Source organism: Bacillus sp. ISL-45, from assembly GCF_018613195.1.
Lineage (GTDB): Bacteria > Bacillota > Bacilli > Bacillales > Cytobacillaceae > Mesobacillus.
Genome location: NZ_JAGGQQ010000012.1, coordinates 125,301 through 148,063, shown reverse-complemented (window position 1 = coordinate 148,063; position 22,763 = coordinate 125,301). Strand labels below are relative to the sequence as shown.

26 protein-coding genes are annotated in these 22,763 nt (G+C 43.2%); 10 read left to right on the top strand and 16 right to left on the bottom strand.

Features of this window, described 5'->3' with window-relative positions; translation table 11 throughout:
* Window positions 1-58: 58 nt before the first annotated feature.
* From J7E35_RS17420 to hemE, 4 genes are all read right to left on the bottom strand, one after another.
* The gene (locus J7E35_RS17420; RefSeq protein ID WP_214781840.1) at window positions 59-631 is read right to left on the bottom strand and encodes a TetR/AcrR family transcriptional regulator; all 573 of its coding nucleotides are present in this window, start codon (window positions 629-631) and stop codon (window positions 59-61) included.
* Window positions 632-793: 162 nt separating this feature from the next.
* Complete coding sequence (gene hemY / locus J7E35_RS17415; RefSeq protein ID WP_214781837.1) at window positions 794-2,221, bottom strand: protoporphyrinogen oxidase; 1,428 nt, start codon at window positions 2,219-2,221, stop codon at window positions 794-796.
* A gap of 142 nt (window positions 2,222-2,363) precedes the next feature.
* A complete protein-coding gene (gene hemH, locus J7E35_RS17410; RefSeq protein ID WP_214781835.1) occupies window positions 2,364-3,302 on the bottom strand; it encodes a ferrochelatase in 939 nt (312 codons plus the stop codon).
* 90 nt (window positions 3,303-3,392) lie between these two features.
* Entirely contained in the window at window positions 3,393-4,439 is a 1,047-nt protein-coding gene (gene hemE / locus J7E35_RS17405) for a uroporphyrinogen decarboxylase (RefSeq protein WP_214781834.1), read from the bottom strand.
* Between the two features lie 303 nt (window positions 4,440-4,742).
* On the opposite strand from hemE, the gene J7E35_RS17400 reads away from it, so the two are divergent.
* Window positions 4,743-5,255: an antibiotic biosynthesis monooxygenase family protein gene (locus J7E35_RS17400; protein ID WP_214781832.1), complete on the top strand. Its 513-nt coding sequence runs from the start codon at window positions 4,743-4,745 to the stop codon at window positions 5,253-5,255.
* Window positions 5,256-5,711: 456 nt separating this feature from the next.
* Here the strand turns inward: J7E35_RS17400 and J7E35_RS17395 are convergent, their stop codons facing one another.
* The 3 genes from J7E35_RS17395 to liaF are packed head-to-tail and all read right to left on the bottom strand — an operon-like array spanning window position 5,712 to window position 8,154.
* Window positions 5,712-6,353, bottom strand: coding sequence for a response regulator transcription factor (locus tag J7E35_RS17395; RefSeq protein WP_214781830.1), 642 nt, complete (start codon window positions 6,351-6,353; stop codon window positions 5,712-5,714).
* Window positions 6,353-7,387 carry a HAMP domain-containing sensor histidine kinase gene (locus tag J7E35_RS17390; RefSeq protein WP_214781828.1) on the bottom strand — a complete coding sequence of 345 codons (1,035 nt, stop codon included), beginning with the start codon at window positions 7,385-7,387 and terminating at the stop codon, window positions 6,353-6,355. The genes J7E35_RS17395 and J7E35_RS17390 overlap by 1 nt, the downstream gene beginning before the upstream one ends.
* Before the next feature lie 14 nt (window positions 7,388-7,401).
* Entirely contained in the window at window positions 7,402-8,154 is a 753-nt protein-coding gene (gene liaF, locus J7E35_RS17385) for a cell wall-active antibiotics response protein LiaF (protein ID WP_251041061.1), read from the bottom strand.
* Between the two features lie 313 nt (window positions 8,155-8,467).
* Between liaF and J7E35_RS17380 the strand changes: the two genes are divergently transcribed.
* Both J7E35_RS17380 and J7E35_RS17375 read left to right on the top strand, forming a co-directional pair.
* Window positions 8,468-9,859, top strand: a complete 1,392-nt coding sequence (locus J7E35_RS17380) for a hypothetical protein (RefSeq protein ID WP_214781824.1) — start codon at window positions 8,468-8,470, stop codon at window positions 9,857-9,859.
* Between the two features lie 154 nt (window positions 9,860-10,013).
* Window positions 10,014-11,222 carry a M20 family metallopeptidase gene (locus J7E35_RS17375; RefSeq protein WP_285290335.1) on the top strand — a complete coding sequence of 403 codons (1,209 nt, stop codon included), beginning with the start codon at window positions 10,014-10,016 and terminating at the stop codon, window positions 11,220-11,222.
* Window positions 11,223-11,249: 27 nt separating this feature from the next.
* Here J7E35_RS17375 and J7E35_RS17370 read toward each other — a convergent pair whose 3' ends face one another.
* The 3 genes from J7E35_RS17370 to J7E35_RS17360 form a co-directional block, all read right to left on the bottom strand.
* The gene (locus tag J7E35_RS17370) at window positions 11,250-11,972 is read right to left on the bottom strand and encodes an EcsC family protein (RefSeq protein ID WP_214781822.1); all 723 of its coding nucleotides are present in this window, start codon (window positions 11,970-11,972) and stop codon (window positions 11,250-11,252) included.
* Between the two features lie 291 nt (window positions 11,973-12,263).
* Entirely contained in the window at window positions 12,264-13,475 is a 1,212-nt protein-coding gene (locus J7E35_RS17365) for an ABC transporter permease (RefSeq protein WP_214781820.1), read from the bottom strand.
* Window positions 13,468-14,208 carry an ABC transporter ATP-binding protein gene (locus tag J7E35_RS17360; RefSeq protein WP_214781818.1) on the bottom strand — a complete coding sequence of 247 codons (741 nt, stop codon included), beginning with the start codon at window positions 14,206-14,208 and terminating at the stop codon, window positions 13,468-13,470. Before J7E35_RS17360 ends, J7E35_RS17365 begins: the two co-directional genes overlap by 8 nt.
* Before the next feature lie 578 nt (window positions 14,209-14,786).
* Between J7E35_RS17360 and J7E35_RS17355 the strand changes: the two genes are divergently transcribed.
* From J7E35_RS17355 to J7E35_RS17345, 3 genes are all read left to right on the top strand, one after another.
* On the top strand, window positions 14,787-15,206 hold the full coding sequence (locus J7E35_RS17355; RefSeq protein WP_214781816.1) for an HIT family protein: 420 nt from the start codon (window positions 14,787-14,789) through the stop codon (window positions 15,204-15,206).
* 396 nt (window positions 15,207-15,602) lie between these two features.
* Window positions 15,603-16,685, top strand: a complete 1,083-nt coding sequence (gene serC, locus J7E35_RS17350; RefSeq protein ID WP_214781814.1) for a 3-phosphoserine/phosphohydroxythreonine transaminase — start codon at window positions 15,603-15,605, stop codon at window positions 16,683-16,685.
* Between the two features lie 124 nt (window positions 16,686-16,809).
* Complete coding sequence (locus J7E35_RS17345) at window positions 16,810-17,328, top strand: tryptophan transporter (RefSeq protein ID WP_214781812.1); 519 nt, start codon at window positions 16,810-16,812, stop codon at window positions 17,326-17,328.
* A gap of 46 nt (window positions 17,329-17,374) precedes the next feature.
* Here the strand turns inward: J7E35_RS17345 and yhzF are convergent, their stop codons facing one another.
* Entirely contained in the window at window positions 17,375-17,566 is a 192-nt protein-coding gene (yhzF, locus tag J7E35_RS17340) for a membrane protein YhzF (RefSeq protein ID WP_214781810.1), read from the bottom strand.
* A gap of 175 nt (window positions 17,567-17,741) precedes the next feature.
* Between yhzF and J7E35_RS17335 the strand changes: the two genes are divergently transcribed.
* The 3 genes from J7E35_RS17335 to J7E35_RS17325 all read left to right on the top strand — a co-directional run bounded on the left by J7E35_RS17335 (window position 17,742) and on the right by J7E35_RS17325 (window position 19,441).
* The gene (locus J7E35_RS17335) at window positions 17,742-18,113 is read left to right on the top strand and encodes a YtxH domain-containing protein (protein WP_214781808.1); all 372 of its coding nucleotides are present in this window, start codon (window positions 17,742-17,744) and stop codon (window positions 18,111-18,113) included.
* A gap of 237 nt (window positions 18,114-18,350) precedes the next feature.
* Window positions 18,351-18,926 carry an HTH-type transcriptional regulator Hpr gene (locus J7E35_RS17330; RefSeq protein WP_214781806.1) on the top strand — a complete coding sequence of 192 codons (576 nt, stop codon included), beginning with the start codon at window positions 18,351-18,353 and terminating at the stop codon, window positions 18,924-18,926.
* Between the two features lie 326 nt (window positions 18,927-19,252).
* The gene (locus J7E35_RS17325) at window positions 19,253-19,441 is read left to right on the top strand and encodes a hypothetical protein (protein ID WP_225650422.1); all 189 of its coding nucleotides are present in this window, start codon (window positions 19,253-19,255) and stop codon (window positions 19,439-19,441) included.
* Between the two features lie 164 nt (window positions 19,442-19,605).
* Here J7E35_RS17325 and J7E35_RS17320 read toward each other — a convergent pair whose 3' ends face one another.
* From J7E35_RS17320 to J7E35_RS17310, 3 genes are all read right to left on the bottom strand, one after another.
* Window positions 19,606-19,698 (bottom strand): YjcZ family sporulation protein, encoded by a 93-nt coding sequence (locus J7E35_RS17320; protein WP_102261746.1) that lies wholly within the window; start codon window positions 19,696-19,698, stop codon window positions 19,606-19,608.
* A gap of 92 nt (window positions 19,699-19,790) precedes the next feature.
* The gene (locus tag J7E35_RS17315) at window positions 19,791-19,874 is read right to left on the bottom strand and encodes a YjcZ family sporulation protein (RefSeq protein ID WP_064503397.1); all 84 of its coding nucleotides are present in this window, start codon (window positions 19,872-19,874) and stop codon (window positions 19,791-19,793) included.
* A 93-nt stretch (window positions 19,875-19,967) separates the two neighbouring features.
* Window positions 19,968-20,048: a YjcZ family sporulation protein gene (locus J7E35_RS17310; protein WP_023615406.1), complete on the bottom strand. Its 81-nt coding sequence runs from the start codon at window positions 20,046-20,048 to the stop codon at window positions 19,968-19,970.
* Between the two features lie 193 nt (window positions 20,049-20,241).
* On the opposite strand from J7E35_RS17310, the gene J7E35_RS17305 reads away from it, so the two are divergent.
* Complete coding sequence (locus J7E35_RS17305) at window positions 20,242-21,123, top strand: peptidylprolyl isomerase (protein WP_214781804.1); 882 nt, start codon at window positions 20,242-20,244, stop codon at window positions 21,121-21,123.
* Between the two features lie 43 nt (window positions 21,124-21,166).
* On the opposite strand, the gene J7E35_RS17300 is transcribed toward J7E35_RS17305, so the two are convergent.
* Window positions 21,167-21,349 (bottom strand): sporulation YhaL family protein, encoded by a 183-nt coding sequence (locus J7E35_RS17300; protein WP_214781802.1) that lies wholly within the window; start codon window positions 21,347-21,349, stop codon window positions 21,167-21,169.
* 438 nt (window positions 21,350-21,787) lie between these two features.
* On the bottom strand, window positions 21,788-22,732 hold the full coding sequence (gene yhaM, locus J7E35_RS17295) for a 3'-5' exoribonuclease YhaM (RefSeq protein ID WP_214781800.1): 945 nt from the start codon (window positions 22,730-22,732) through the stop codon (window positions 21,788-21,790).
* Window positions 22,733-22,763 lie beyond the last annotated feature (31 nt).

Sequence of the window (22,763 nt, the reverse complement as noted above, 5' to 3'; positions counted from 1 at the left end):
GCATTAATTGACCGTTTTGTTCATTTGGTCATTTAACTGTTAAAAATAAGGACTATCCTTAATCAGACAATCCTTTAAAAATATAGAACTCAAACAGATCTGAGATTTTTTCCTTTTCAAGTGGCTCGTTCTTTTTTTCCCAGTCAAAGATCAGCGCGATATAAAGCTTCATCATAATGAAGGCTGTAATCTCCGGGTCGCATTCCTTTATTTCACCCTTTTGGATTGCCTGGATGACCTTTTCCTTAATAAAGCTTAGAATGGCCGATTCTAATTTATCCATAACCTCCAGAACAGCGGGTGTGCCAATATCCCGGGCTTCTTGCGAGAGTTTGATCGTCAATTGATGTTTTTTACGGAACTCCAGCAGTCTATATAAAGCTCTGTGGACATTTTCATAAAAAGAAACAGATGGAGCTACTGCTTCATTTGCGACTTCTTTCATTTCTTTGATGAGGCTATTAATGATTTCATCGAAAAGCTGCTCTTTATTTTTGAAAAAGGTATAAATCGTTCCTTTACCAACGTTAGCCAGCTTTGCAACCTGATCAATCGTAGTCGCCTTATAGCCGTAAAGTGAAAAAGAGTTGGTTGCCGCTTCAAGAATCTGCTGTCTCCGATCGACCGCCATGGTTATCACCTCCAAAAATGACTAAATGAGAAAAATGGTCAATACGTCAATTATTAATTTATCATGTATTTAACACTATGGCAAGAATGGAAAAATAAAAAACCCTAAAAGGGTTTTTTATCAAGAGCAGTATGTTCGCAATAGGCAATGAAGAAACGGCCTTTATCCATGAAGCTTCAAATATGACAGGATCTTTTCGACGGCTGCTTCTCCCTGGTCTATACAGTCTGGAAGGCCGACTCCTTCATAGGAGCTGCCGCCTACGAAGACACCCGGAAGCTCACTGGCCAGATCATTCTTCAGATTCGCGACTCTTTCCTTATGCCCAACAGTATACTGCGGCATGGCTTCTTTCCAGCGTGACACTACCGCAAAATCAGGCTGTGCCTGGATATCCATTGTTTTGTTTAAATCCTCGAGCGCAATCTTGATGATTTCATCGTCCGAAAGCTCGACAATCGCCTCGTCACCTGGCCTGCCGACATAAAGGCGGAGCAAGACTTTTCCCTCAGGAGTAGTATGAGGCCACTTTTTATGTGTCCAGGTGCAGGCAGTGATTGTATAATCACTGTTCCTTGATACAACGAAGCCGGTACCATCTATATCTTCTTTTATGACACTTTCGGGGAATGCCATGGCAACCGTCGCAACAGATGTAGAAGGCATGTCGCGGAATGGATCAAAAACATGTTCGTGGTCGGAGAACATATGCAGGGCTGCTTCATGCGGTGCAGCTAATAGAATGCTGTCTGCATCGAGCGATTCACCGCTGCTCAGTCTCAGACGGTAACCATTCTCCAGTTTGCTGACCTTATCGACCCTTATTCCTTTAATGACAGAACCGGGTTCAAGTTTCGACTCAATGGCGTCGACAAACGATTGCAGACCCGTCGTCACGGTCAGGAACATTCCCTTTTTCTTAGCCTGCCCAGTTTCGGCAGGCTTCTTTTTTGATGAGGGAGCTGTCTTCTTTGTGCCAAGAATCAAGCTCCCGTATTTCTGCTCCACCTGGTAGAATTGCGGAAAAGTAGACAAGAGGCTCATGTTATCAATATCCCCGGCGTAAATACCGGAGAGCAGGGGCTCAATCAGGTTTTCAACGACCTCATCGCCAAGCCGGCGCCGGAAAAATTCACCCAGGGACTGGTCACCTTTTACCTTTGAAGGTGGCATAAAAAAGTCTCCAGCAGCCCGGAACTTACCTGGCCAGGAAAATAGGCCGGTTGTAACAAAGGGACCGATCTGGGTAGGAATTCCCATCACTGATCCGCCAGGCATAGGATGGAGCTTGTCCTTTACCAGCACGTAAGATTTCCCCGTACTGTTATTGACTAATTTATCTCCTAAACCCACTTCCCTGGCAAGTCGGCCTGCGCTCTCTTTTCGTTCCAGGAAGGAATCTGGGCCTCTTTCAATGACGAAGCCATCTTTAACATACGTTTGCATTTTCCCGCCGACACGATGGGAGGATTCGACCAGTTTCACATCAAGAGGAAGCTGGTTCTCCCTGGCATGCTTTTGCAAATAATATGCTGCCGCCAAACCTGTTATGCCGCCCCCTACAATTACAACTTTCTTTTTTTCTGTCAAGGTAAATCGCCTTCTTTAAGTAAGTTTTAGCGAGGCTCTTTTCGTAATCATTGTTGCTATCTCAACCTGTATAAATGCTATCTTAATTCAGGAATGCGGTTTTAGAACATGTAAGAAAAGCAACAATCAATGCGAAAGCAGCCTAACGTGAAGTTGACAGTTTCTTTAAAATAACATCTGCCAATGCATCAATGAATTCAGGCTCTGTATTTGGCATTGGAGGCCTGTAATAACTTGCTCCGATATCATCCGTCACGTTTTTGCACTCATAATCATTGTCATACAAAACTTCCAGATGGTCGGAAACAAATCCAGCCGGAACATATACAAAGGCTTTATAGCCATTTGCCTCGTACAGGTCTCTCGTCAAGTCCTGGACATCTGGCCCTAGCCATGGTTCAGGTGTGTTTCCTGCACTTTGCCAGCCGACCTCGTAATTTTTCACATTTGCCTGGTTGGCAATCAAGTCAGCTGTTTCTTTTAATTGTTCTGGATACGGATCGCCCATTTGGAGAATCTTCTCCGGAAGGCTGTGGGCCGAAACGATCAATACTGAATTCTCGCGCTCATCAGCAGGCATTTCAGCAAAGGTTTTACTCACTCTGTCAGACCAGTACTTGATGAATTTCGGTTCATTGTACCACTGTTCAACCGATACAATTTCAGGTCCTCCAAGCTTTTCCGCTTCTTCTTTGGCACGCCCGTTATACGATTTGACACTGAAAGTTGAAAAATGCGGAGCCAGCACGATGCTGACTGCCTCTTCGATGCCATCATCATGCATTTGCTTCACGGCATCCTCGATGAACGGCTCGATATGCTTTAGACCGAGATACATCTTGAATTCAATGTCATCCTGGACGCTGTTCAAATGCTGTTCAAGCTTCTCGCCCTGTGCAACGGTGATTTTCGCAAGTGGAGAAATACCGCCAATTGCTTCGTAACGCTGTTTTAAGTCCTCAAGCATTTCCGGTGACGGAGTGCGTCCGCGGCGGATATGTGTATAATATCGTTCAATATCTTCTTCATTGTAGGGTGTGCCATATGCCATAACCAGCAACCCCATCTTCTTCTTAGTCATGATTGCACCTCTTTTTCGTGTCTCTAAGCTACTATTCTGCCAAAAATCAGACCATTTTACCAAACCTAATGCTCTGAAGCAGAATAGAGGCTATTTGCCTAGTTTTGAGGCAGAGTACTCATGGATGAAAGCAGTCAGCTTTTTCAATGTTTCCGGGTTTACTGATGGGAATACACCATGCCCAAGGTTGAAGATGTAGCCTGGCTGTGCCATACCCTGATCAAGGATCGCTTTTGCCCTTTCTTCTATTACATTCCATGGTGCAAGGAGGATTGCAGGATCAAGATTTCCCATGACAGTTTTCTGGATTCCTAGTTCTCGAGCCTCGCTCACTTGCAGACGCCAGTCCAGTCCAACAACATCAAGCGGAAGATCGTTCCATTCCATGGCAAGGTGGCTTGCTCCAACACCGAACATAATCAATGGAACATTTTCTTTCTTCAGTTCAGAAAAAATCCTGTTCATTACTGGCTTGATAAAAGTTCGGTAATCCTGGACATTCAGTGCTCCTACCCAAGAATCAAAAATCTGGATTGCTTTAACCCCGGCTTTGATTTGAGATTTAACATATGTAATCACCATATCGCCTAGCTTTTCCATCAGCGCGAACCATGCTTCAGGCTGAGCGTACATAAATGCTTTTGTCTTGTTGTAATTCTTTGAAGGCCCTCCTTCAATCATATAGCTTGCAAGCGTGAACGGTGCTCCTGAGAAGCCGATCAATGGTACAGACAGCTGTTCTTCTGTAAGAAGCTTGATTGTGTCAAGTACGTACGGAATATCTGATTCAGGGTTGATCGCACCTAGCTTTTCAACATCAGCCAATGTTTTTACTGGATTGGAAATGACGGGTCCAATCCCAGATTTAATTTCCACTTCCACGCCCATAGCTGGCAGAGGTGTCATGATGTCCTTGTATAGAATCGCCGCATCAACATCATATTGTTCTACCGGAAGCCTTGTGACATATGCACAAAGCTCAGGCTGGTGCGTAATTTCGAATAGGGAATATTTCTCCTTTATTTCTCTATATTCAGGCTGTGACCTTCCGGCCTGTCTCATATACCAGACCGGAACATAATCTGTTGCTTCTCCTCTGGCCGCTTTTAAAAATGTATCGTTAATCATCTTGCTCATTAGGGGAAATCCACCTTTCAGTAATGTCTGTATTCCATTGTAATATAAAAGGATTAAAATAAAAAACAACTATTTATCGAATCGGATTTGCGATAGCCTCGCGCTGTTATAACAAAAAAACAAACTATATACACTATATCGTTTTTATCAGCCGATTTCATAGGAAACGCTTTAAATTGTTGAAAATTTGACGAATTTTGCTTTTACTTCCTCTATAAAAGGGAAAACAGATGATAGCTTTGGTTAATCAGCATACAATTAGTATAATAGAAGTAACGTACTTTTATTAGATGAGGTGAGAAAATGAATCTATTTATTACATCGGGAACTCCAGATTTTTTGCTGAAATTAAAAGAAAAACACAAGGGTGAAACCATGATCTTGATGAACAACAATGAATCATCACTCCTTGTTCATGAGACAGACAAAAAAACAGTGTTCAGTTCACCAAGGAAATATGAAATCATTGATTCCGCTGGTTCACTTGACCATGAAGGGTTCGCTGTTCTCAACAATATCCCCGTAACGGATGAAGGCCGTCCCCTTTTTGAAGACCGATTTTTGAACAGGCCAAGGCTAATCGAGAATGAACCAGGTTTTGTTGCAATCCGCGTTCTTCGCCCTTTAGGATCCAACAACACTTATATCATTTTGACAATATGGGAAAACGAAGGAGCATTCGAGAACTGGCAAAAATCGAAGGCTTATGAGAATGCACACAAAAAACGCGGCACAGAAGCAGGAATAGATGCCGCAAGACCGAATATTTTTGAGAGTGCCTCATATGTTTCGAAATACTATATAGAAGGCGAATGATTGTCGCCTTTTCGCGCCACCATTGAGGTAATGGATGGCGCTTTTTTCTTGTCACCCGCCATTTCGCGTCTCCATCACGGTCATGGATGGCGCTTTTTTCTGATCAACTGTCGCTTCCCGACTCATCAGGGCCATAGATTACGCTTTTTTCTTGTCACCCGCCGTTTCATGCCTCCATCAGAGCGATGGATTACGCTTTTTGCAGATCTACCGCCGTTTCGCGTCTCCATCAGGGCCATGGATGACGCTTTTTTTCTGATCAACCATCATTTCTTGTCTCCATAAGAGTGATGGATTACGCTTTTGGTTAATCTACCGCCATTTTCTGTCTTCATTAGGGCCATGGTTGGCGCTTCTTGCTGACCCCACTCCGTATTTCGCCTCCATCCTAGCACAGCTAAGCATTAGACTTTTCCAATATAAAGGAGGGTGTCATCTCCTGACACCCTCCTCCACTTATGTCGTCTTGATCAAACCGTTACGATTTGCATAAACAGCTGCTTGCGTTCTGTCGGACAAACCGAGTTTACCCAGTATATTCGAAACATGGGTTTTGACGGTTTTGACACCGATGAATAACTCCTCGCTGATCTGTTGGTTTGTCATACCTTCACCAATACATTTCAAGACATCAAGTTCTCGTTCTGTCAGTTCATCATGTGGTTTACGCTCTTGCGGTCTCAGCCTTTTCATCATTTTATTGGCCACTTTTGGTTCAATGACCGTCTCCCCTCTGGAAGCTTTTTCAATCGCCTTGATGACTTCTGACGCAGTCGCAGTTTTTAGCATGTAGCTGAATGCCCCTGCCTCAATGGCCGGAAAAACCTGTTCATCGTCATAAAAGCTCGTGATGATGATGATTTTACATTCTGGATAAAAGCTTAGAATCTCCCTGGTTGCATCAATACCCGATCCATTCTCCATTAACAGGTCCATCAGGACAACATCCGGCTTTGTTTCCTTTACAAGTGAAACGGCCCTTTTTCCGCTATCCGCCTCTCCCACAATTTCAATTGACGGTTCAGTTTCTAAATAGGAAATGATGCCTTTCCGTACCATTTCATGATCATCAACTACCGCAACCCTTATTTTCCCCATTACTCTTCCCTCCTCAAGGCCGGTATCCGTATTTCAATATATGTTCCTTCATCCGCTTTTGAACGGATATTATATGTACCGCCAATTTGTTCGCACCGTTCCCGCATCGTCTTAAGGCCATAAGATGCCATCTTTTCTTCGTGTATGTCAAAGCCTTTACCATCGTCACCTATATATAGATGGATGTATTGCTGCTCCTCCGCAAGCACCAATTTCACCTTTGTTGCCTCGGCATGGCGCAGGATATTCGAAAGTGCTTCCTGGACAATCCGAAATATATGCTCTTCTGCAGCCTGCGAAAGATGCTCGATTTCATCGACACTTGCTTCGAATGCCAGGTTCGTTTTTTGCTTCAGCTCCCTGATCAGTTTAATGATACCTTCGCACAAACTCTCCCCGCTCAATTGGACAGGCCTCAGGTGAAGAAGAAGGGCCCTCATTTCACCCTGTGCTTTGCCCGCTATCCCAGAAATTTGCTCCAGCTGCTTCCGGGCCTTTTCTGGTTCCTGGTCAAACCATCTCAGTGAAGCAGATGACATCATACTAAGCGCGAATAGCTGCTGGCTGACTACATCATGGAGATCCCTGGCAAGCCTTTGCCTTTCCTCCATGATGGCGGCCGACTTTGCGGTCTTGGACAGCTCTGTTTTTTCCTCTGCCAGCCGCTGCAATGAATGAACCTGCTCCTGAAGGTATTCAGATAACTGATTAAGTTCTTCTGAAATGAGTCCGATCTCATCTCTTTCATCCGTTTTAATTCTTTCCGTAAATTTGCCTCTGCGCAATGTGGCAATAAACTGAAAAATGTCACCCAGGCGTCCTTTGATTACATAGCTTCCTCGTAAACTGAAATAAAATCCAGCTGCAGCCATTACGACAAAGCTATACAGCCAAAACCAGAAGGTCATAGCAGTCGAAAGGCCGCTGTCGGGAACAAGGAATAAAAAAACTTGAAGGCCGATGAAGAGGATGAGGGAAGTTATGAAAGCCATCATCAAGAACGTTTGGATAAACCATAAGCGTATACTTGTCATTTGCTACTTCCCCCCTACACCCGATCAATCCTCACAGAACCGATTTTCAATTCGATCGTAATGTTCAGTTTTCTTACTGCCTGATCATAATCATCCGACTTATATGCAACTACATGCTTTATTTGCTCCTGGGCATAATCAAAGAGCTTTACTTCACCGATACCTATGACAGCATTGATGTTTACCGGGACATCCTCCGGAATGAGCATTTTCACTTCACCAATCCAGCCTCTCACCCTTATTGGCGTCTCCCTGTCAGGAATGAAGCCCTTGCTGAAGTCGATAAAATATTCACCGACCATATTGTATAAATCCATTGGTTCGACTGCCCAGTTTTGCTTTTTGAATGTTACCTTGCCCATCGATACTCCGCGAATTTTCTTCAAGGACGTTTCGGTCGCCGGGATATTTTCCTTCTCCTTGGCTGACGGAAAATCAGTTCGGTAAATAACCTTTATTTTTCTGCTGTTAAACAGAATGGCTGCACCTAAATAAATCAACAGCACAGGCCAAAGCTTCCACACATCAAGAAATTGAAAAACAACCAGGCCAAAACGGTCCATGATCAGCAGCGATGAAAATAGGACTATGAATGATCCCCAGCCAAATCGCTTCTGCAACAAAACCACTATTCCATACATAATGAGTAAAAAAGGATATGTTACGACAAAAAGTTCTTTTATTTCCAAGGAAATGACACCTAAATTGACTAGCAGCAGAATAACCCCTATGGCTGAAAGTAAGACAGCAGCGGCTACCTGATTCATAGAACGTGTCCCCAAAACTTCCCCCTTCTTTCTTTCCAGCATAATCACTTATTCTTTTCTAGCTGGGATAATCCTTTTTTTATGTTAAACATCGCTGGTTCTCAGGATAGAATCATAGCTTCATATTAAAAGATGGATGGACATTTTCCGCCCCTCCTGAGAAGCTTTTCCTCTCCGTCTCGAGACCGAAAAAAAATCCCCAATACCGCTCACACCTTTTTGCGGCCATCATATCCTGTAGTACTCAATTAGGAAATTTGCCTATATTGCATAAAGGGCAAACAGCATGTCATTTAGAAAGGAGCTTTATACCATGGCTGTAGAATTATCCGCACTACATTGGATATATGTTTTATTCATCTTACTCATTATCGGTTTCATGGTCATGAAAAGAGATACAACCCTTATATCGATTACCGGTATCTTTTTATTGGCCATCGTCGCTACGGGATCCTTGAGTGGGTCGGTCAGCAGCATATTCAATAGCTTCATATATGCGATCACCGAGCTTTTGCCTACTATTCTTGTTATTTCGATTATCGTGGCGATGAGCAGGACACTTACGGTGACCGGGATCAATGATGCGATGATATCCCCGTTTGCAAAGCTGATCAAAACACCCGCGCTTGCTTATTGGACGATTGGTATTGTCATGATGGTCATATCCTGGTTCTTCTGGCCTTCACCTGCTGTAGCATTGATGGGGGCAGTCCTTTTACCAGTTGCTGTCAGAGTCGGATTGCCTGCGCTCGGGGTAGCCGTAGCTATGAACCTCTTCGGGCACGGAATTGCTCTTTCTGGAGACTTTGTCATCCAGGCTGCTCCAAAGCTGACGGCTGATGCAGCTGGCATTCCTGTCAGCTCGGTTGTTCAGGCCAGTATCCCGCTTGTCATTGTCATGGGTCTAGTCACAACGGTCACCGCTTTCTATCTGTTAAAAAGAGACATGAGAAACGGCACACTAAAGGGCGGCGGTACGCTCGAAGTAGAACTGGATCAAACTAGTGATCTAAGCTTGCTATCAGACAGTGCCAGAAAATTCTTCGCCCTCCTGGTTCCGATTTTATTTGCAGCAGATGTCGCAGCAATGTCCATTCTCGACTTACAAGGAGGCGACGCAACCGCACTGGTAGGCGGGACCTCGATCTTCATCCTTCTTCTCATTTCCATCGCCGCACATAAAAATAAAGGGCTCGAGAAAACAACCAGCTACCTCATCGATGGATTCCAGTTCGGATTCAAGGTTTTCGGAGCAGTCATCCCAATCGCCGCCTTCTTTTACCTTGGAGATTCAGGCTTCACAAAAATCATCGGGGAATTCCTGCCAAAAACTTCGCAGGGAATTGTAAATGACCTCGGAGTGGCGCTTGCTTCTGTTGTCCCGCTCAACGCTGAAGTGGGTGCGGTGACCCTCACTGCTGTCGGCGCAATCACTGGTCTCGATGGATCAGGCTTTTCCGGAATTTCTCTGGCAGGGTCGGTGGCAGCGATTTTCTCTACTGCCATAGGGGCCGGAGCGGCTACCCTTACTGCCCTTGGCCAAATTGCTGGCATATGGGTTGGCGGCGGCACCTTAGTTCCATGGGCATTGATTCCCGCAGCTGCAATTTGTGGTGTCGATCCGTTCGAATTAGCGAGAAGGAATCTGCTTCCGGTCACAATCGGCCTTATTGTCACCACGATCGTTGCAATGTTCCTTATATGACTTAAAACACTGGATGCCACTCAGGTGGCTCCATTTATATACGAAGCTTCCTTCACGGGAGCTTCTTTTGCTATGATTCTAAAATGTTTTTATTCTATTTTTGTGCTATAATTATTTAAATTATCAAACTATTTTACATAAGGAGATGAATTAATTGCAGGATCAGCTTTTTAAAAAGATAGATAACCTTTTTCCGGAAATGGTGGAAATCCGCCGGTATATGCACCAACATCCTGAATTGTCTTTCCAGGAAGTGAACACAGCTAAATATATCCAATCGTATTATGAAAAACTTGGCGTTGAGGTCCGAGCCAATGTGGGCGGAAATGGAGTAGTCGCAAAAATCCACGGTGCAAAGCCCGGAAAAACGGTCGCCCTTAGAGCTGATTTTGATGCCCTGCCGATTCAGGACGAGAAAGATGTACCATATAAATCAGTAGTTCCCGGTGTGATGCATGCATGCGGCCATGATGGCCACACAGCAACATTATTGGTGCTTGCAAAAGTACTCTTTGAAAACAGGGGAAATTTGCAGGGAACGTATGTGATGATTCACCAGCATGCTGAGGAGTATGCTCCAGGCGGGGCAATCTCGATGATTGAAGACGGCTGTCTTGAAGATGTAGATGTGATTTTCGGTACCCATCTGTGGGCCACTGAACCGACAGGGACAATCCAATACCGGATCGGGCCCATTATGGCGGCAGCTGACCGGTTTGAAATAGCGATTCAGGGAAAAGGCGGACACGGCGCCCAGCCGCATAAAACAAAGGACGCCATCGTCGCTGGAGCTCAGCTTGTTTCGACCTTACAGCAAATAGTCAGCAGACGTGTCGATCCTGTTGATTCCGCAGTTGTGACCGTAGGTTCGTTCGTAGCAGACAATGCCTTTAATGTAATTGCCGATAAAGCAAAGCTGATCGGCACAGTAAGGACATTCAACGAATCAACCCGGGATTTCATATCTTCGGAAATTGAAAAAGTAGTCCATGGCACCTGCCTGGCAACAGACTGCACCTATGATTACCAGTATGAAAAAGGCTATCCAGCCGTCGTCAACCATGCAGCAGAAACTGAGTTCCTGATTGACTGCGCAACTAAAGTACCGGAAGTGACAAAAATTGAAGAGAGCGACCTTCAAATGGGCGGCGAGGACTTTGCCTACTACCTGCAGAATGTAAAAGGTACCTTCTTCTTCACCGGGGCACAGCCTGAATCAGACGGGTCGTACCCACACCACCACCCAAGATTCGATTTTGACGAAAAAGCAATGGTCATCGCGGCAAAGACTCTTTGCGCAGCCGCGCTCAACTATCAAACAAAGGGACAGATCAAGCATAAAAAAAGTGAAACATTAGCTTAAAGATCCAATGCATAACACCTCCGCTCCTCATGGTTGCGGAGGTGTTTGCAGTATTCTCATTCTATAGGCGTTCATCGCAGTTTCTCCAAGCTGGTCAAGCAGATTGTAATTTGCGTAAGCTCCAACAACAGCTCCAACCCCAGGCATCAGCTGCAGCATTTTGACGAAGTCAATATAATCTCTGTACTCCTGCTGAAATTGCTGCCAATCCAGTTCCGTCAATTCAGCTTTTCTTGCTTCCCAGTTTTCAATCAAATCCAGTGTCTGCTTTCGATGGTCATCACTTGAAAAAGCCAGCTGGAAAACATAAAGGATAAATAGCCTTTCTTCATATCTTGAAGGGTCAAAACCATATACAGATGAAGCATCAAAAAGAAACTTCATTTTTATCGATAAAAGCAATGGAAAATCTGCCATTCCAAGCAGTATGCCCCCGGCTCCAGTTCCAGCCCCCTCGACGGCTGCTGTCCTCTTGTATCCTGACAGCTTTTTCAGAAGCTGCTGGTCTTTTTCGGCAAGTGTCAGCCCTGTTCCCTGCTGTTTTCTCGTTGTGTAATTCGATCCAGCCAGAGTTGCCTTGACCATATTTTTAATGCTCTCCGTTAAAAATTGATGGACTTTGTCTGGAATCAGCTCATTCACTTTCGTCTGCGCTCTTTTAGATGCACGCACCAAAAGGCTAGAGCGTTTATTCAGCTTCCGCTTCCAGGCAAGGACCTCTTCATAAGCCTTCAAATCATATTCATTCAAAGCCTTCACCCCTTGTTTTTACTAGGCTCTTTTCTCAAACTTTGTTGCTATTGACTAAAAAATAGGATTGAATGACATTTTTTCTTTGCAAACTTGACTCTTTATAATGAGAAAAGAGCCTGCAAACTTAATACCGACCAGCAAAATGACTTTATATACGTTAAAATCGGCTTTAGGATTCTACCAACAATCTTTACGAAACAGCCTTTTACTAATACGTATTAAATGCAAAAACGATTCAAAAAAACCCTTTTCATAAAAGCTTGAAGCGATTACGAAAAGGATTCTTAATCAGGATTGCAGCCTGCTCCGGCTGTAGAAATAAACAAAAAACAGCGAAAACGCGATTCCGGAAGCGAGTACGATTGCTGCTGACAGCCATTCTCCTTTAATCAGAACTGTCCCCGCAAATACAGCTGCCTGGAAAATCATGATTCCCAATAGCAAGCTCGTAAAGGATTTCATTCTGGCATACTCCGGCACCGGATACAGACCGACCCATAGTTTGTTTTGATGATGGTTCCATAACGGTAAAAGCTGGAACCCTGTCAAATACATGAAAAGCAAAGCGAGAAAAATTTGCCCTGGCCCATAAGTGAGGTAATAAAGTGCTGCTCCCCCTATAATTGTAAGGCGGACAAGCAAGCCAAAATAATCACCGGACCTCGCGAAGGTCCTTAAGTAAAGATGGCTGAAGGTCAGGTCTTGCTTATACGGAATGATGTTAACCAGCCAGTCGAGCCATTTCCTCCTTTTCGTGCGGTCCCGCAGCTTCGGAACATCCGTAAACATATTGGCCAGACGGTAAAAGGCGTTCATCCGTCTTTCTTCGTCCTCGATCAGCTGCTCCCACTTCAAACCCTTGTCCTTCGCCTGTTTTTGGTAATACAAATACAGCAAGATCAAGGCAACGATTGGAACCGCAGCAAAAATCAGCTGGGCTCCTGAAAAGATAAAATACAAAAGCACCGCATTGATGCAAAAACGAATGACGCTGTCCGTCAATTTTACATTTCTCTCGATAAAGTACTGTACATTCCAGCGGATCAGGATATTGATCCATTTTATCAGGATGAGTGCGACCAATAAGATGAAAAACGATTTGAAGTCAGCACCATGTATTTTTACATGCAGCGGCATCAGCACCGCGAGTATCATCAGCAATAAATAGGATTGCAGGCTCAGGCTGAATACAATAGATTTCCTGAAATAATCATCCAATCTGGTTTCGAGCGGCAATAGAAATATTTTATCCGCCTCGGTCAAGAATGTCTGGATTCGGCTGTATGAAAGTACGGCCGCAAGAATCAATGCGATGATCCAAGCTGCCGGGAAATCCGGCTGCAGCGTATCAATCCACTCTTGATAGTAGAATGCCGCTGTGCCCAATAAAAACAGGACGACAATCACTAAATGGCCATTAAATATGTATCGAAGGTAGCTTCCGGTTTCCTTTGCAAAAGTACCGAAACGCTCCTTCCATAAGTGCTGGGGATTAAACATTGTCTTCTTCCTTTGTCAGTTGGATATACAAATCATCCAGTGTTGCTCCAGGCATCTTGAACTGATCCCTCAGTTCTTCAAGCGTCCCATGTGCCCTGACCTCCCCATTATGGAGAATGACAAACCGGTCGCAATATCGCTCAGCCGTTGCGAGGATATGCGTCGACATCAAAATGCCTGCTCCGTTTTCCTTCATTTTGTCCATCAGGTCCAATAAGGATTGAATTCCAAGCGGATCGAGACCGACAAATGGCTCATCAACGATATAAAGGGAGGGTTGTACCAAAAACGCGCACATAATCATGACCTTTTGCTTCATCCCTTTTGAAAAGTGGGCCGGGAACCATTTCAGCCTTTTGCTCATCCTGAATTCCTTTAGTAAAGCATCTATTCGCTGCTCATATTCTTTTTCATCAAGGCCATAGGCCATGGCTGTCAGACGCAGATGCTCCTCAAGAGTCAATTCTTCATAAAGAATAGGAGTTTCTGGCACAAAGGTGAACTGCTTCCTGTATTCCTCCTTGCCTTCCAAAAAGGTCCTGCCATTGATTTTAATGTCACCTTTATGTGGTTCCATCAGACCGATTACGTGCTTGATTGTCGTACTTTTTCCGGCACCGTTCAGGCCGATCAAGCCAACGATTTCATTTTTATTGACAGTGAAGCTCACTTTTTTCAAAACCGGATTTCGTGTATATCCGCCGGTCACCTCGTTAATTTCCAATAAAGACATGTACAACGTCCTTCCAGTTCATATTTCTGTACCGTTATTTTAACAAATCCAGATCCATTAGGAAAAGCTTCAACTTATATCGAAACTTTTTCGCATATAAGCAGCACATCGGGGCATCATAATTTTTGAAGGGGAAACAAGCAATAATTCGAAATGAGGTGTCTGTTAAAGACATATTATTCGATTTATAAGCACACTGGTTTCAACGTTCAATCAAGGGGATGGTTGCATTGCGCTACGTAAATGTTAACCCAGCCGTTCAGTAACATCACTCCGACATTTTGAAATGAGGTGTGTGTCGCAGATCACTTCCCGCTTTATAAGTTGTGAAACCGACTAAAGCAGACAGGGGATGGTCCTATTGAACCAGGTACTGAATAACCCATCATTTTTATAATTCAAATGAATTGTAAATGAGGTGTTTATCAAAGGTATACCTGCTGAGAACGTCAATGAACAGTAAATCGTTTTCCCTTCAGGGACAGGATTCCATGCGGATCCTGTCCTTTCTTTCTTTATGTTTATTGGCAAAATGTGATAAAATACCAGAAACATGACCAATGGAAAGGGTGGAACAAATGAGTGATTGTATTTTTTGCAAGATCATCAATGGCGACATTCCTTCAGCTAAGGTTTACGAGGACGAACATGTACTGGCATTCCTCGATATCAGTCAGGTAACGAAAGGACATACACTTGTCATTCCTAAAGTACATAAGGAAAATATCTATGAATTAACGGATGAAATTGCGGCGAATGTATTCAAGGCGGTTCCAAAAGTCGCCAATGCAATCAAGGCTGCATACGACCCAATCGGATTGAATGTTCTTCAAAACAATGGGGAAGCAGCCGGCCAATCTGTCTTCCACTTCCATATGCACTTGATTCCGCGCTATGGCAATGGCGATGGATTCGGCGCTGTCTGGAAAACCCACCAGGATCAATACACTTCGGACGATTATCAGAAAATCGCTGCTGAAATCAATAGCAAGATTTAGACTTCCGCCCATTGCGGGAGTTTTTTTATTGGTACTAGAATCAACTTTTATATTGGACACTTTTCTGGCTTTCCACATCGTGTTTGTCTGATAGAGCTTTCCTATCGGACATTTTTTGCCGTTCTTCCCTCGCGTTTGTCCGATAGAGCCTTCCTATCGGACACTTTTTGCGGTTTCTCCTTTGCGTTTGTCCGTTAGACCTTCTCTCGGAAGCATTGGCGTCTACCTGTCCATACAGCTATCTGTTTCTTTCGTCATATGTAAAGAAATTCGTACTTCTTGAAATTTATTTTAATTTTTCTGAAAACATTAGAATTTTGCTTGGTTTTCTGGTAGCATATTAATAACTTTAACACATTAAAGAAATACCGTAATTTATTTTTCGGGGGGATCCACTTGAAACGAGTACTCAATTTTAATGCTGGTCCAGCTGCATTGCCAGAGGCAGTATTAGCGAAAGCAGAAAAAGAAATGATGAATTACCTGGGCTGCGGCATGGGCGTAATGGAGCTTAGCCATCGAAGCAATGAATTCGAAGAAATAAATGAACGTACAAAAAATTTGCTCCGGGAGCTGCTCAACATTCCTGATGATTATGAGATCCTATTTCTCCAGGGTGGTGCAAGCCTGCAGTTCTCGATGGTGCCAATGAACCTTCTTGAGGAAGGATCGGCTGCGAGTTATGTCCTTACCGGAACATGGTCAGAGAAAGCATTCAAAGAAGCTCAGAAGATTGGAAAGGCAGTAGTAGGCGCATCTTCCAAACATCTCAATTATAAGTCTATCCCCAGCATATCAGAAATCGATATACCAGCTGAAACTTCCTACCTCCACATCACGACGAACAATACCATCTATGGAACCCAGTGGCATTCCTTTCCTGAGGGCCTGCCTAACCCGCTCGTTGCTGACATGTCCAGTGATATTCTCAGCAGGCCATTAAATCTATCATCATTTGGACTCATCTATGCCGGTGCGCAGAAAAATCTCGGCCCATCAGGTGTCACAGTCGTCATTATCCAAAAGGACTTGCTTAAGCGCTCTAAACCAGGTCTGCCTTCTATGCTTAATTATCAGGTTCACGCTGATTCAAAATCACTTTATAACACTCCCCCTACTTTATCGATATATTTCCTGATGCTGGTGCTCGAATGGGCCGAAGCGCTGGGCGGAGTAAAACAGCTTGAACTTATGAGCTGCCAAAAAGCTGCTCTGCTTTACGATGCGATAGACAGAAGTGATGGGTTCTATACCGGTCATGCCGAAAAAGGTAGCCGTTCACGAATGAATGTCACCTTTACACTCGAAACTGATGATTTGACTTCGGCCTTCCTCCACGAGGCGGAGGAATCCGGCTTTATTGGACTTGGCGGCCACAGATCCGTTGGCGGCTGCAGAGCATCGATCTATAACGCTGTTCCTCTTGAAAACGTTGAGAAACTTGCCGATTTCATGAATTCATTCAGAAGCAGAAATTAACAGAATATTAAACCTTTACTCCATTAAAATATATGTTATAATTGGAGAAAGCTTTTCGCTGCAGGCACAGAGAGCACTGCAGGAGGAGTACTAGTTAGCTAGAATAGCAGAGGAGAGATGAGAAATGAATACGAAGAATCTTGTTGCATTGTCACTTTTAGTGGGAATGGGGGCAGTATTGCACGCGGTTATGCCAGGTTTTTTCCTTGGCATGAAGCCTGATATGATGCTGACGATGATGTTCCTTGGAATCATCCTGTATCCTGACAAAAAGAGTGTACTATTAGTTGGAGTCGTCACTGGACTGATATCTGGATTGACTACTACTTTCCCAGGAGGCCTTGTCCCGAACATAATTGATAAGCCTGTTACTGCGTTTGTCTTTTTCGGAATCCTGATGGCCCTGAAAAATTTCAAGTTTTCTATTTATACTGCAGCTGCCCTTACAGTGATTGGAACCATCGTATCAGGAGTTGTTTTCCTGGGTTCTGCATATTTCATTGTTGGCCTGCCAGGACCGTTCACAGCTCTATTCGCTGCAGTTGTACTTCCTACAGCAGCAATCAACGCCGTTTTCATGGCCATTCTTTATCCCGTGGCAACGAACATTTTTAAAAGAGCAAAGCTTGCTGAAATCAATTAAAAAAAATGCAGCCCCTGACCATAGCGGTCAGGGGCTTTGTTTTGCTCTATTGGAATGTGTAAAAGATAATCCCGATCAGTAAAAAAATGGCTCCTCCTCCTGCCAGGGTGCCTGCTCTCTTCCGCAAAAGCGCCTTGGGAGGATACATACCTGGCTTCTTTAACGCAAGGAGATGATGGACGGCCCCCACGAAGAAAGCAACGCTGATGAAAAACACTACACTTGTAAAAATCCCCATTCCCCTCCTCTCCCTTCCTGAACCTGACCTTACTATATTTTTATGCCTGTTAATTTAAGGCTATGAAGCTAATAACGTTTATTTGTGCGAGAATAGGAAATTAAATATAGAAGAAAAGAGGAATCCGGATTCATTTGGAGAACATATACAGAAAAATTAATGAGGTGGTCAGAGTATGAAAACGAAAAAAGTTTTAACAGGAATGGTTATAGGTGGTGTTGTAGCAGGAATTGCAACGCTGCTTGCAGCACCCAAGTCAGGATATGAAACAAGGAGAACCCTTCTGGCTAATAAAAATGAATACATTGGATCCATCAAGGATATTAAGGATTCGGCTATGGAGTTGAAAAATACAGTGGCCACCGCTTCAAAGGAAGGAAAAGCTTCCATCCAAACATTTATTACCGATGTAAAGACAGCTATTTTTGAGTGGAAGCTTGAAACGGAGGAAAATAAGAAAGGTCTCCAGGAGGATGTCAAGGAGCTTGAAGATTCAATTAAAGATTTGGAGTCTGAATTGGCTGCTGCAAATTCTAAAGAAAAATAATCAGAATAATCCTTCCCCTAAAGTAAATTTTTCCGGCGGGAAGGATTTTCCTTTTTTATCAAGAAAGATATATTATGCAAATTGGAATTTTCTTTTGAGAACTAAGTGATTACATAAAAACAACACGACTTTAGATGGAATTTAACAAATTCAAAAAATTTTGTAAATTTATATCTTTATTAATTTTTGTTTTATTGGCATAATGAAAATAGAACAATAAAGTAGGTGAATATGAGAATGGGAGATAAAAATTATTCTATGAAAGAAGCAATGATGTTTAGCCAAAGAATTGCGCAGTTGAGCAAGGCCCTATGGAAGTCTGTCGAGAAGGACTGGCAGCAATGGATTAAACCATTCGACCTGAATATCAATGAGCATCATATTTTATGGATTGCTTATCATTTGAATGGGGCTTCGATTTCTGATGTGGCAAAGTTTGGAGTCATGCATGTTTCCACTGCTTTCAACTTCTCGAAAAAGCTTGAGGAACGCGGTTATTTAAAGTTTTCCAAGAAGGAAAGCGATAAGAGAAATACGTATATCCAGCTTACGGAAGAAGGCGAAGGCGTATTGCTAGCTTTGATGGAAAGCTATGAACCAGACAGTAATGCTGTTTTTTCAGGGGCAATGCCATTGAAGGAACTATATGGAAAATTCCCGGATATCATTGAAATCATGGCAATTGTCCGCAATATTTATGGCGATGACTTTATGGAAATATTCGAGAAATCTTTTTCTAATATTGACAGGAAGTTTTCTGATGAGGACGGGAAACTCAAGAAGATAGATCCAGCTAAGAAGGAGTATGCCTGATATTTTCGTATGATGGCACTCGTTATGAGAGGGAGGATAATCCCTCGGAGACAGAAGCCTAGTCCACTTCCTCTGGCTGGTTTTTTGGCTGGCTTCCAGCTGGAAGCCTCTTTTAAAGCGGATGAATGAATATTAACCTCTCCGCTTTTTGCTCTTTTTATGGTTTGCTCATTTTCTCACATTTAAATCATTACCTACAATTTGGAAGTCCATGTGCGACTCATCCCCCCCTCCTGCACGGAATTGCCTGTATAAAAAACTATCTTTTTCTTTAAATATTTGTTATTGTATTTAAGATAAAAAGATTGCTAAGGAGGGATTCTTCGATGATCTCCATTTTATTGGTGTTTGTCCTTTTTGCTGCTTTCATTCTTTTCTATATAAACAAGCTTACAGACTCCCTCTGCATCCAGAAGGAAATACCAGAAGACAAACATGCAAATATTTTCAGGACGATCAATATTTTAGTTACAATTTTGCTAATTTCATCCTTCGTTGAAATTCTTTATACGTGACTAAATAGAACAGCCCAAGCGCCGCGGCCAGCCCGACAAGCGCTGCCGGCGTTGGTTTCAGACTACATAAATTAAGCGGTGAGGTCTCCCTCACCGCTTTTTATTTCCAGTCTTTATGATTAGCCTTCATTAAGGCATGCAGAAAGCATTGCCCTCATCAGTACCTACAGCCAAGATGCACCGATGATGATTAACAGAATGAACAAGACAACGAGCAATGCAAAGCCGCCGCCGTATCCACAGCCTCCTCCAGACATTGAGGTTCCTCCTTTCTGCTATGAGAACTTGCTTTAACATCGAAAATCAGAAGTACGGGGGCCAAGTGTCCCCCATACTCTTCATTCAGAAATTAAAGCCAAGCTGCACCCACGATGATTAACAGAATGAATAACACGACAATTAACGCAAAGCCGCCGCCGTATCCTGCACCCATATTAACACCTCCTTCCAAAGTGGTTATGATATCTTATTCAAGTAATGTCATATCCGCATAGGCAGCTATCCTGCATTACTTGCATTTTGTTGATTAAAGGTACGCTGCACCTACAACGATCAGCAAGATGAACAGGACAACGATTAACGCAAACCCTGAATTATAGTGGCCCATTATCAACTACCTCCTTTTTTTCTCTTCTCTACATCCTATGCATCCTCGAACAAACGGTATAGATATCCGCCCATCTCAATAAATAACCAATAGTATCCATTCCTTATTTTTTGTAGAAAATTGAAATTATGTTATAGTAGAGATTGTGGATTAAAAACGGCCACTAGAATTTTCTGTTTAGGAGATGTTCACCATGAAAAAAATGATAATTTCCCTCACGGTTGCAGCCGGAGTAATGGGATTAGGCGCATGCAGCAACGACAATGCTGATTCTTCAGAAGTGATCGTTGAGTCGAAGGCAGGCAACATTACTAAAGAAGAGCTTTATCAATCCATGAAGGAAAAGTATGGAGAGGAAGCACTTCAAGAATTGCTTTACCAAAAAGTTCTTGCGGAAAATTATGAAGTGACTGATAAAGAAGTTGAGGAAAAAGTGGCCGAGCTTAAGGAAGAGCTTGGAGAGAACTTCGAGCTGGTTCTACAGCAAAACCAGCTAAAAGATGAAGAAGAATTAAAAGAAGTCCTTAAAGATCAGCTTCTAATGGAAAAAGCTGCGCTTAAAGATGTAAAGGTCAGCGAAGATGAAGTCAAGAAGCGTTATGAAGAGTACAAGCCTGAAATCAAGGCAAGCCATATTCTTGTGGAAGATGAAAAGACTGCACAGGAAGTGAAGAAGAAGCTTGAGGAAGGCGCTAAGTTTGAAGATTTAGCGAAGGAATACTCACAAGATCCTGGTTCAGCTGCACAAGGCGGAGATCTTGGATTCTTCGGTCCTGGTAAAATGGTACCGGAATTTGAAGAGGCTGCTTATGCCCTTGAAGTAAATAAGATCAGTGAACCAGTTAAATCACAGCACGGTTTCCACATCATCAAGGTAACTGAGAAAAAAGAAAAAGAATCTTATGAAGAAATGAAGGACGAGCTTGAGTATGAGTTGAAGCTTGCTCAGCTGGACTCTAACAAGATTCAAGAAGTCCTGAAGCGTGAGCTGGAAGCTGCGAACGTTAAAATTAAAGATAAAGACCTTAAAGGTGCTGCTGAATTCCCAGAAGCAGAAGCACAAACACCACAATAATATAAAAAAACACTGGCCTCATGTTTTGGAGACCAGTGTTTTTTTATGCTTCCATTGATTTTTCTCTCTGTTGTTTTTCTCTTTCAAGCCGCTTCATGTAAAGCTCGCCCTCTCGCTCAATGCTTTCCATTTCTTCTTTTTGTTCTTCTTTCCCTGTTTTCACTGCCATGAAGGCACTGAATACGATACCTGCTGCGACTGCTATTACCCATATTGGAATTGACATTTTTTCATACCCTCCATTTAAAGGTTGTCCAACTGAACTCTTACTGTATTAATATGAGGTTTTTTTTAAAATATGCCATTTTATAAGGTGAACCAAAAGGTTTAGCTTTTTCATTTCGCTCCAGGTGCTTCGCTTTCCGCGGGAAGATTTAAGAAAAAACCCAAGTGCCGGCTTTTTCAAAGTGCAAATTCTTCCTTGGCGGCCTGGGAGCCTCCTCGGCGCAAGCGCCTGTGGGGTCTCCCACTGACCTTTCATCCCGCAGGACATTGAATTACATCCTTGAAACTGCCCGCGCACGATGGAAATGCGTTAGCATTTTCGGAGGAGTCTACGCACCTTCCGCTTCATTCAATGGGTAATTCTTAAGTTCAACTTATAATAGAAGACAAATAACAAAAAAGCCTTTCCCTATGAAACGAGGAAAGGTCTTTTGCTTTTTTACTTATGGAATACGGGCTTGTAAAATGAGCGGTTATCTAGCGCGAATACTCTTTCGGAGAATTCGCCTGGTTTGACTCTTGAAAGGGCTCGATCCAGCATATTCATTTTCGCATCGAGATTATCGATATAATGCAGAATTTCTGCCTCTTTGATCATTGGCGGTTTCGGACTGCCCCATTCAGCTTTGCCGTGATGTGATAATACCATATGCTGAAGGATGACTATTTCCTCACCACTAATCCCCAACTCATCAGCTGCCTTGCCAATCTCATTGACCATGATCGATATGTGTCCGATCAAATTTCCTTCCACTGTATAAGTAGTAGAAATCGGGCCGGACAGTTCAATGACTTTCCCCAAATCATGAAGGATGACTCCCGCATACAATAGATCCTTATCAAGGCTTGGATATAGCGTAGTGATGGACTTCGCCAGGTCAAGCATTGAGATTACATGATACGCAAGTCCTGAGACAAATTCATGATGGTTCTTTGTCGCTGCGGGATATTCCATAAATGCATTCATATGCTTTTTCAAAAGATGTCTTGTGACCCTCTGGATATTAGGGTTCTTCATTTCGAAAATATATTGGGTGAGCTTGCTGCTCATTTCATCCTGGCTGACAGGGGCTGTTTCAAGAAAATCAGATAGTTTGACAGAGTCAGCTGGTAAAGCAGGCCTGATTTGCCTGATCTTCAACTGGTTTCGCCCTCGGTAATTCTGGATATCTCCCTGTACTTTTACAATGCTTTCAGCACTATAAGTACTTTCATCTTCATCGGAAACATCCCAAAGCTTTGCTTCGATCTCCCCGCTCTGATCCTGGAGGATAAGCGTCAAAAATGGCTTTCCGTTGCTGGCAATCCCTTTTGACGAATGCTTGATCAATAAGAACAATTCCACCTGGTCCCCTGTTTCGTGATTTAAAATTCCTTTATTCATAGTTAACAGCTCTCTCCTCTCTGCAACAGTA

What these genes read in the sequence shown, in the direction of transcription:
- J7E35_RS17320 (WP_102261746.1), bottom strand. Translation starts at nt 19,698, where the DNA reads ATGTCTGGAGGAGGCTGTGGATACGGCGGCGGCTTTGCATTGCTCGTT.
- J7E35_RS17400 (WP_214781832.1), top strand. Translation starts at nt 4,743, where the DNA reads ATGAATCTATTTATTACATCGGGAACTCCAGATTTTTTGCTGAAATTA.
- J7E35_RS17380 (WP_214781824.1), top strand. Translation starts at nt 8,468, where the DNA reads ATGGCTGTAGAATTATCCGCACTACATTGGATATATGTTTTATTCATC.
- J7E35_RS17365 (WP_214781820.1), bottom strand. Translation starts at nt 13,475, where the DNA reads ATGTTTAATCCCCAGCACTTATGGAAGGAGCGTTTCGGTACTTTTGCA.
- J7E35_RS17305 (WP_214781804.1), top strand. Translation starts at nt 20,242, where the DNA reads ATGAAAAAAATGATAATTTCCCTCACGGTTGCAGCCGGAGTAATGGGA.
- J7E35_RS17300 (WP_214781802.1), bottom strand. Translation starts at nt 21,349, where the DNA reads ATGTCAATTCCAATATGGGTAATAGCAGTCGCAGCAGGTATCGTATTC.
- hemH (WP_214781835.1), bottom strand. Translation starts at nt 3,302, where the DNA reads ATGACTAAGAAGAAGATGGGGTTGCTGGTTATGGCATATGGCACACCC.
- J7E35_RS17390 (WP_214781828.1), bottom strand. Translation starts at nt 7,387, where the DNA reads ATGACAAGTATACGCTTATGGTTTATCCAAACGTTCTTGATGATGGCT.
- J7E35_RS17345 (WP_214781812.1), top strand. Translation starts at nt 16,810, where the DNA reads ATGAATACGAAGAATCTTGTTGCATTGTCACTTTTAGTGGGAATGGGG.
- J7E35_RS17310 (WP_023615406.1), bottom strand. Translation starts at nt 20,048, where the DNA reads ATGGGCCACTATAATTCAGGGTTTGCGTTAATCGTTGTCCTGTTCATC.
- J7E35_RS17325 (WP_225650422.1), top strand. Translation starts at nt 19,253, where the DNA reads ATGATCTCCATTTTATTGGTGTTTGTCCTTTTTGCTGCTTTCATTCTT.
- liaF (WP_251041061.1), bottom strand. Translation starts at nt 8,154, where the DNA reads ATGAATCAGGTAGCCGCTGCTGTCTTACTTTCAGCCATAGGGGTTATT.
- yhaM (WP_214781800.1), bottom strand. Translation starts at nt 22,732, where the DNA reads ATGAATAAAGGAATTTTAAATCACGAAACAGGGGACCAGGTGGAATTG.
- J7E35_RS17360 (WP_214781818.1), bottom strand. Translation starts at nt 14,208, where the DNA reads ATGTCTTTATTGGAAATTAACGAGGTGACCGGCGGATATACACGAAAT.
- J7E35_RS17335 (WP_214781808.1), top strand. Translation starts at nt 17,742, where the DNA reads ATGAAAACGAAAAAAGTTTTAACAGGAATGGTTATAGGTGGTGTTGTA.
- yhzF (WP_214781810.1), bottom strand. Translation starts at nt 17,566, where the DNA reads ATGGGGATTTTTACAAGTGTAGTGTTTTTCATCAGCGTTGCTTTCTTC.
- J7E35_RS17315 (WP_064503397.1), bottom strand. Translation starts at nt 19,874, where the DNA reads ATGGGTGCAGGATACGGCGGCGGCTTTGCGTTAATTGTCGTGTTATTC.
- hemE (WP_214781834.1), bottom strand. Translation starts at nt 4,439, where the DNA reads ATGAGCAAGATGATTAACGATACATTTTTAAAAGCGGCCAGAGGAGAA.
- J7E35_RS17355 (WP_214781816.1), top strand. Translation starts at nt 14,787, where the DNA reads ATGAGTGATTGTATTTTTTGCAAGATCATCAATGGCGACATTCCTTCA.
- J7E35_RS17420 (WP_214781840.1), bottom strand. Translation starts at nt 631, where the DNA reads ATGGCGGTCGATCGGAGACAGCAGATTCTTGAAGCGGCAACCAACTCT.
- J7E35_RS17395 (WP_214781830.1), bottom strand. Translation starts at nt 6,353, where the DNA reads ATGGGGAAAATAAGGGTTGCGGTAGTTGATGATCATGAAATGGTACGG.
- J7E35_RS17330 (WP_214781806.1), top strand. Translation starts at nt 18,351, where the DNA reads ATGGGAGATAAAAATTATTCTATGAAAGAAGCAATGATGTTTAGCCAA.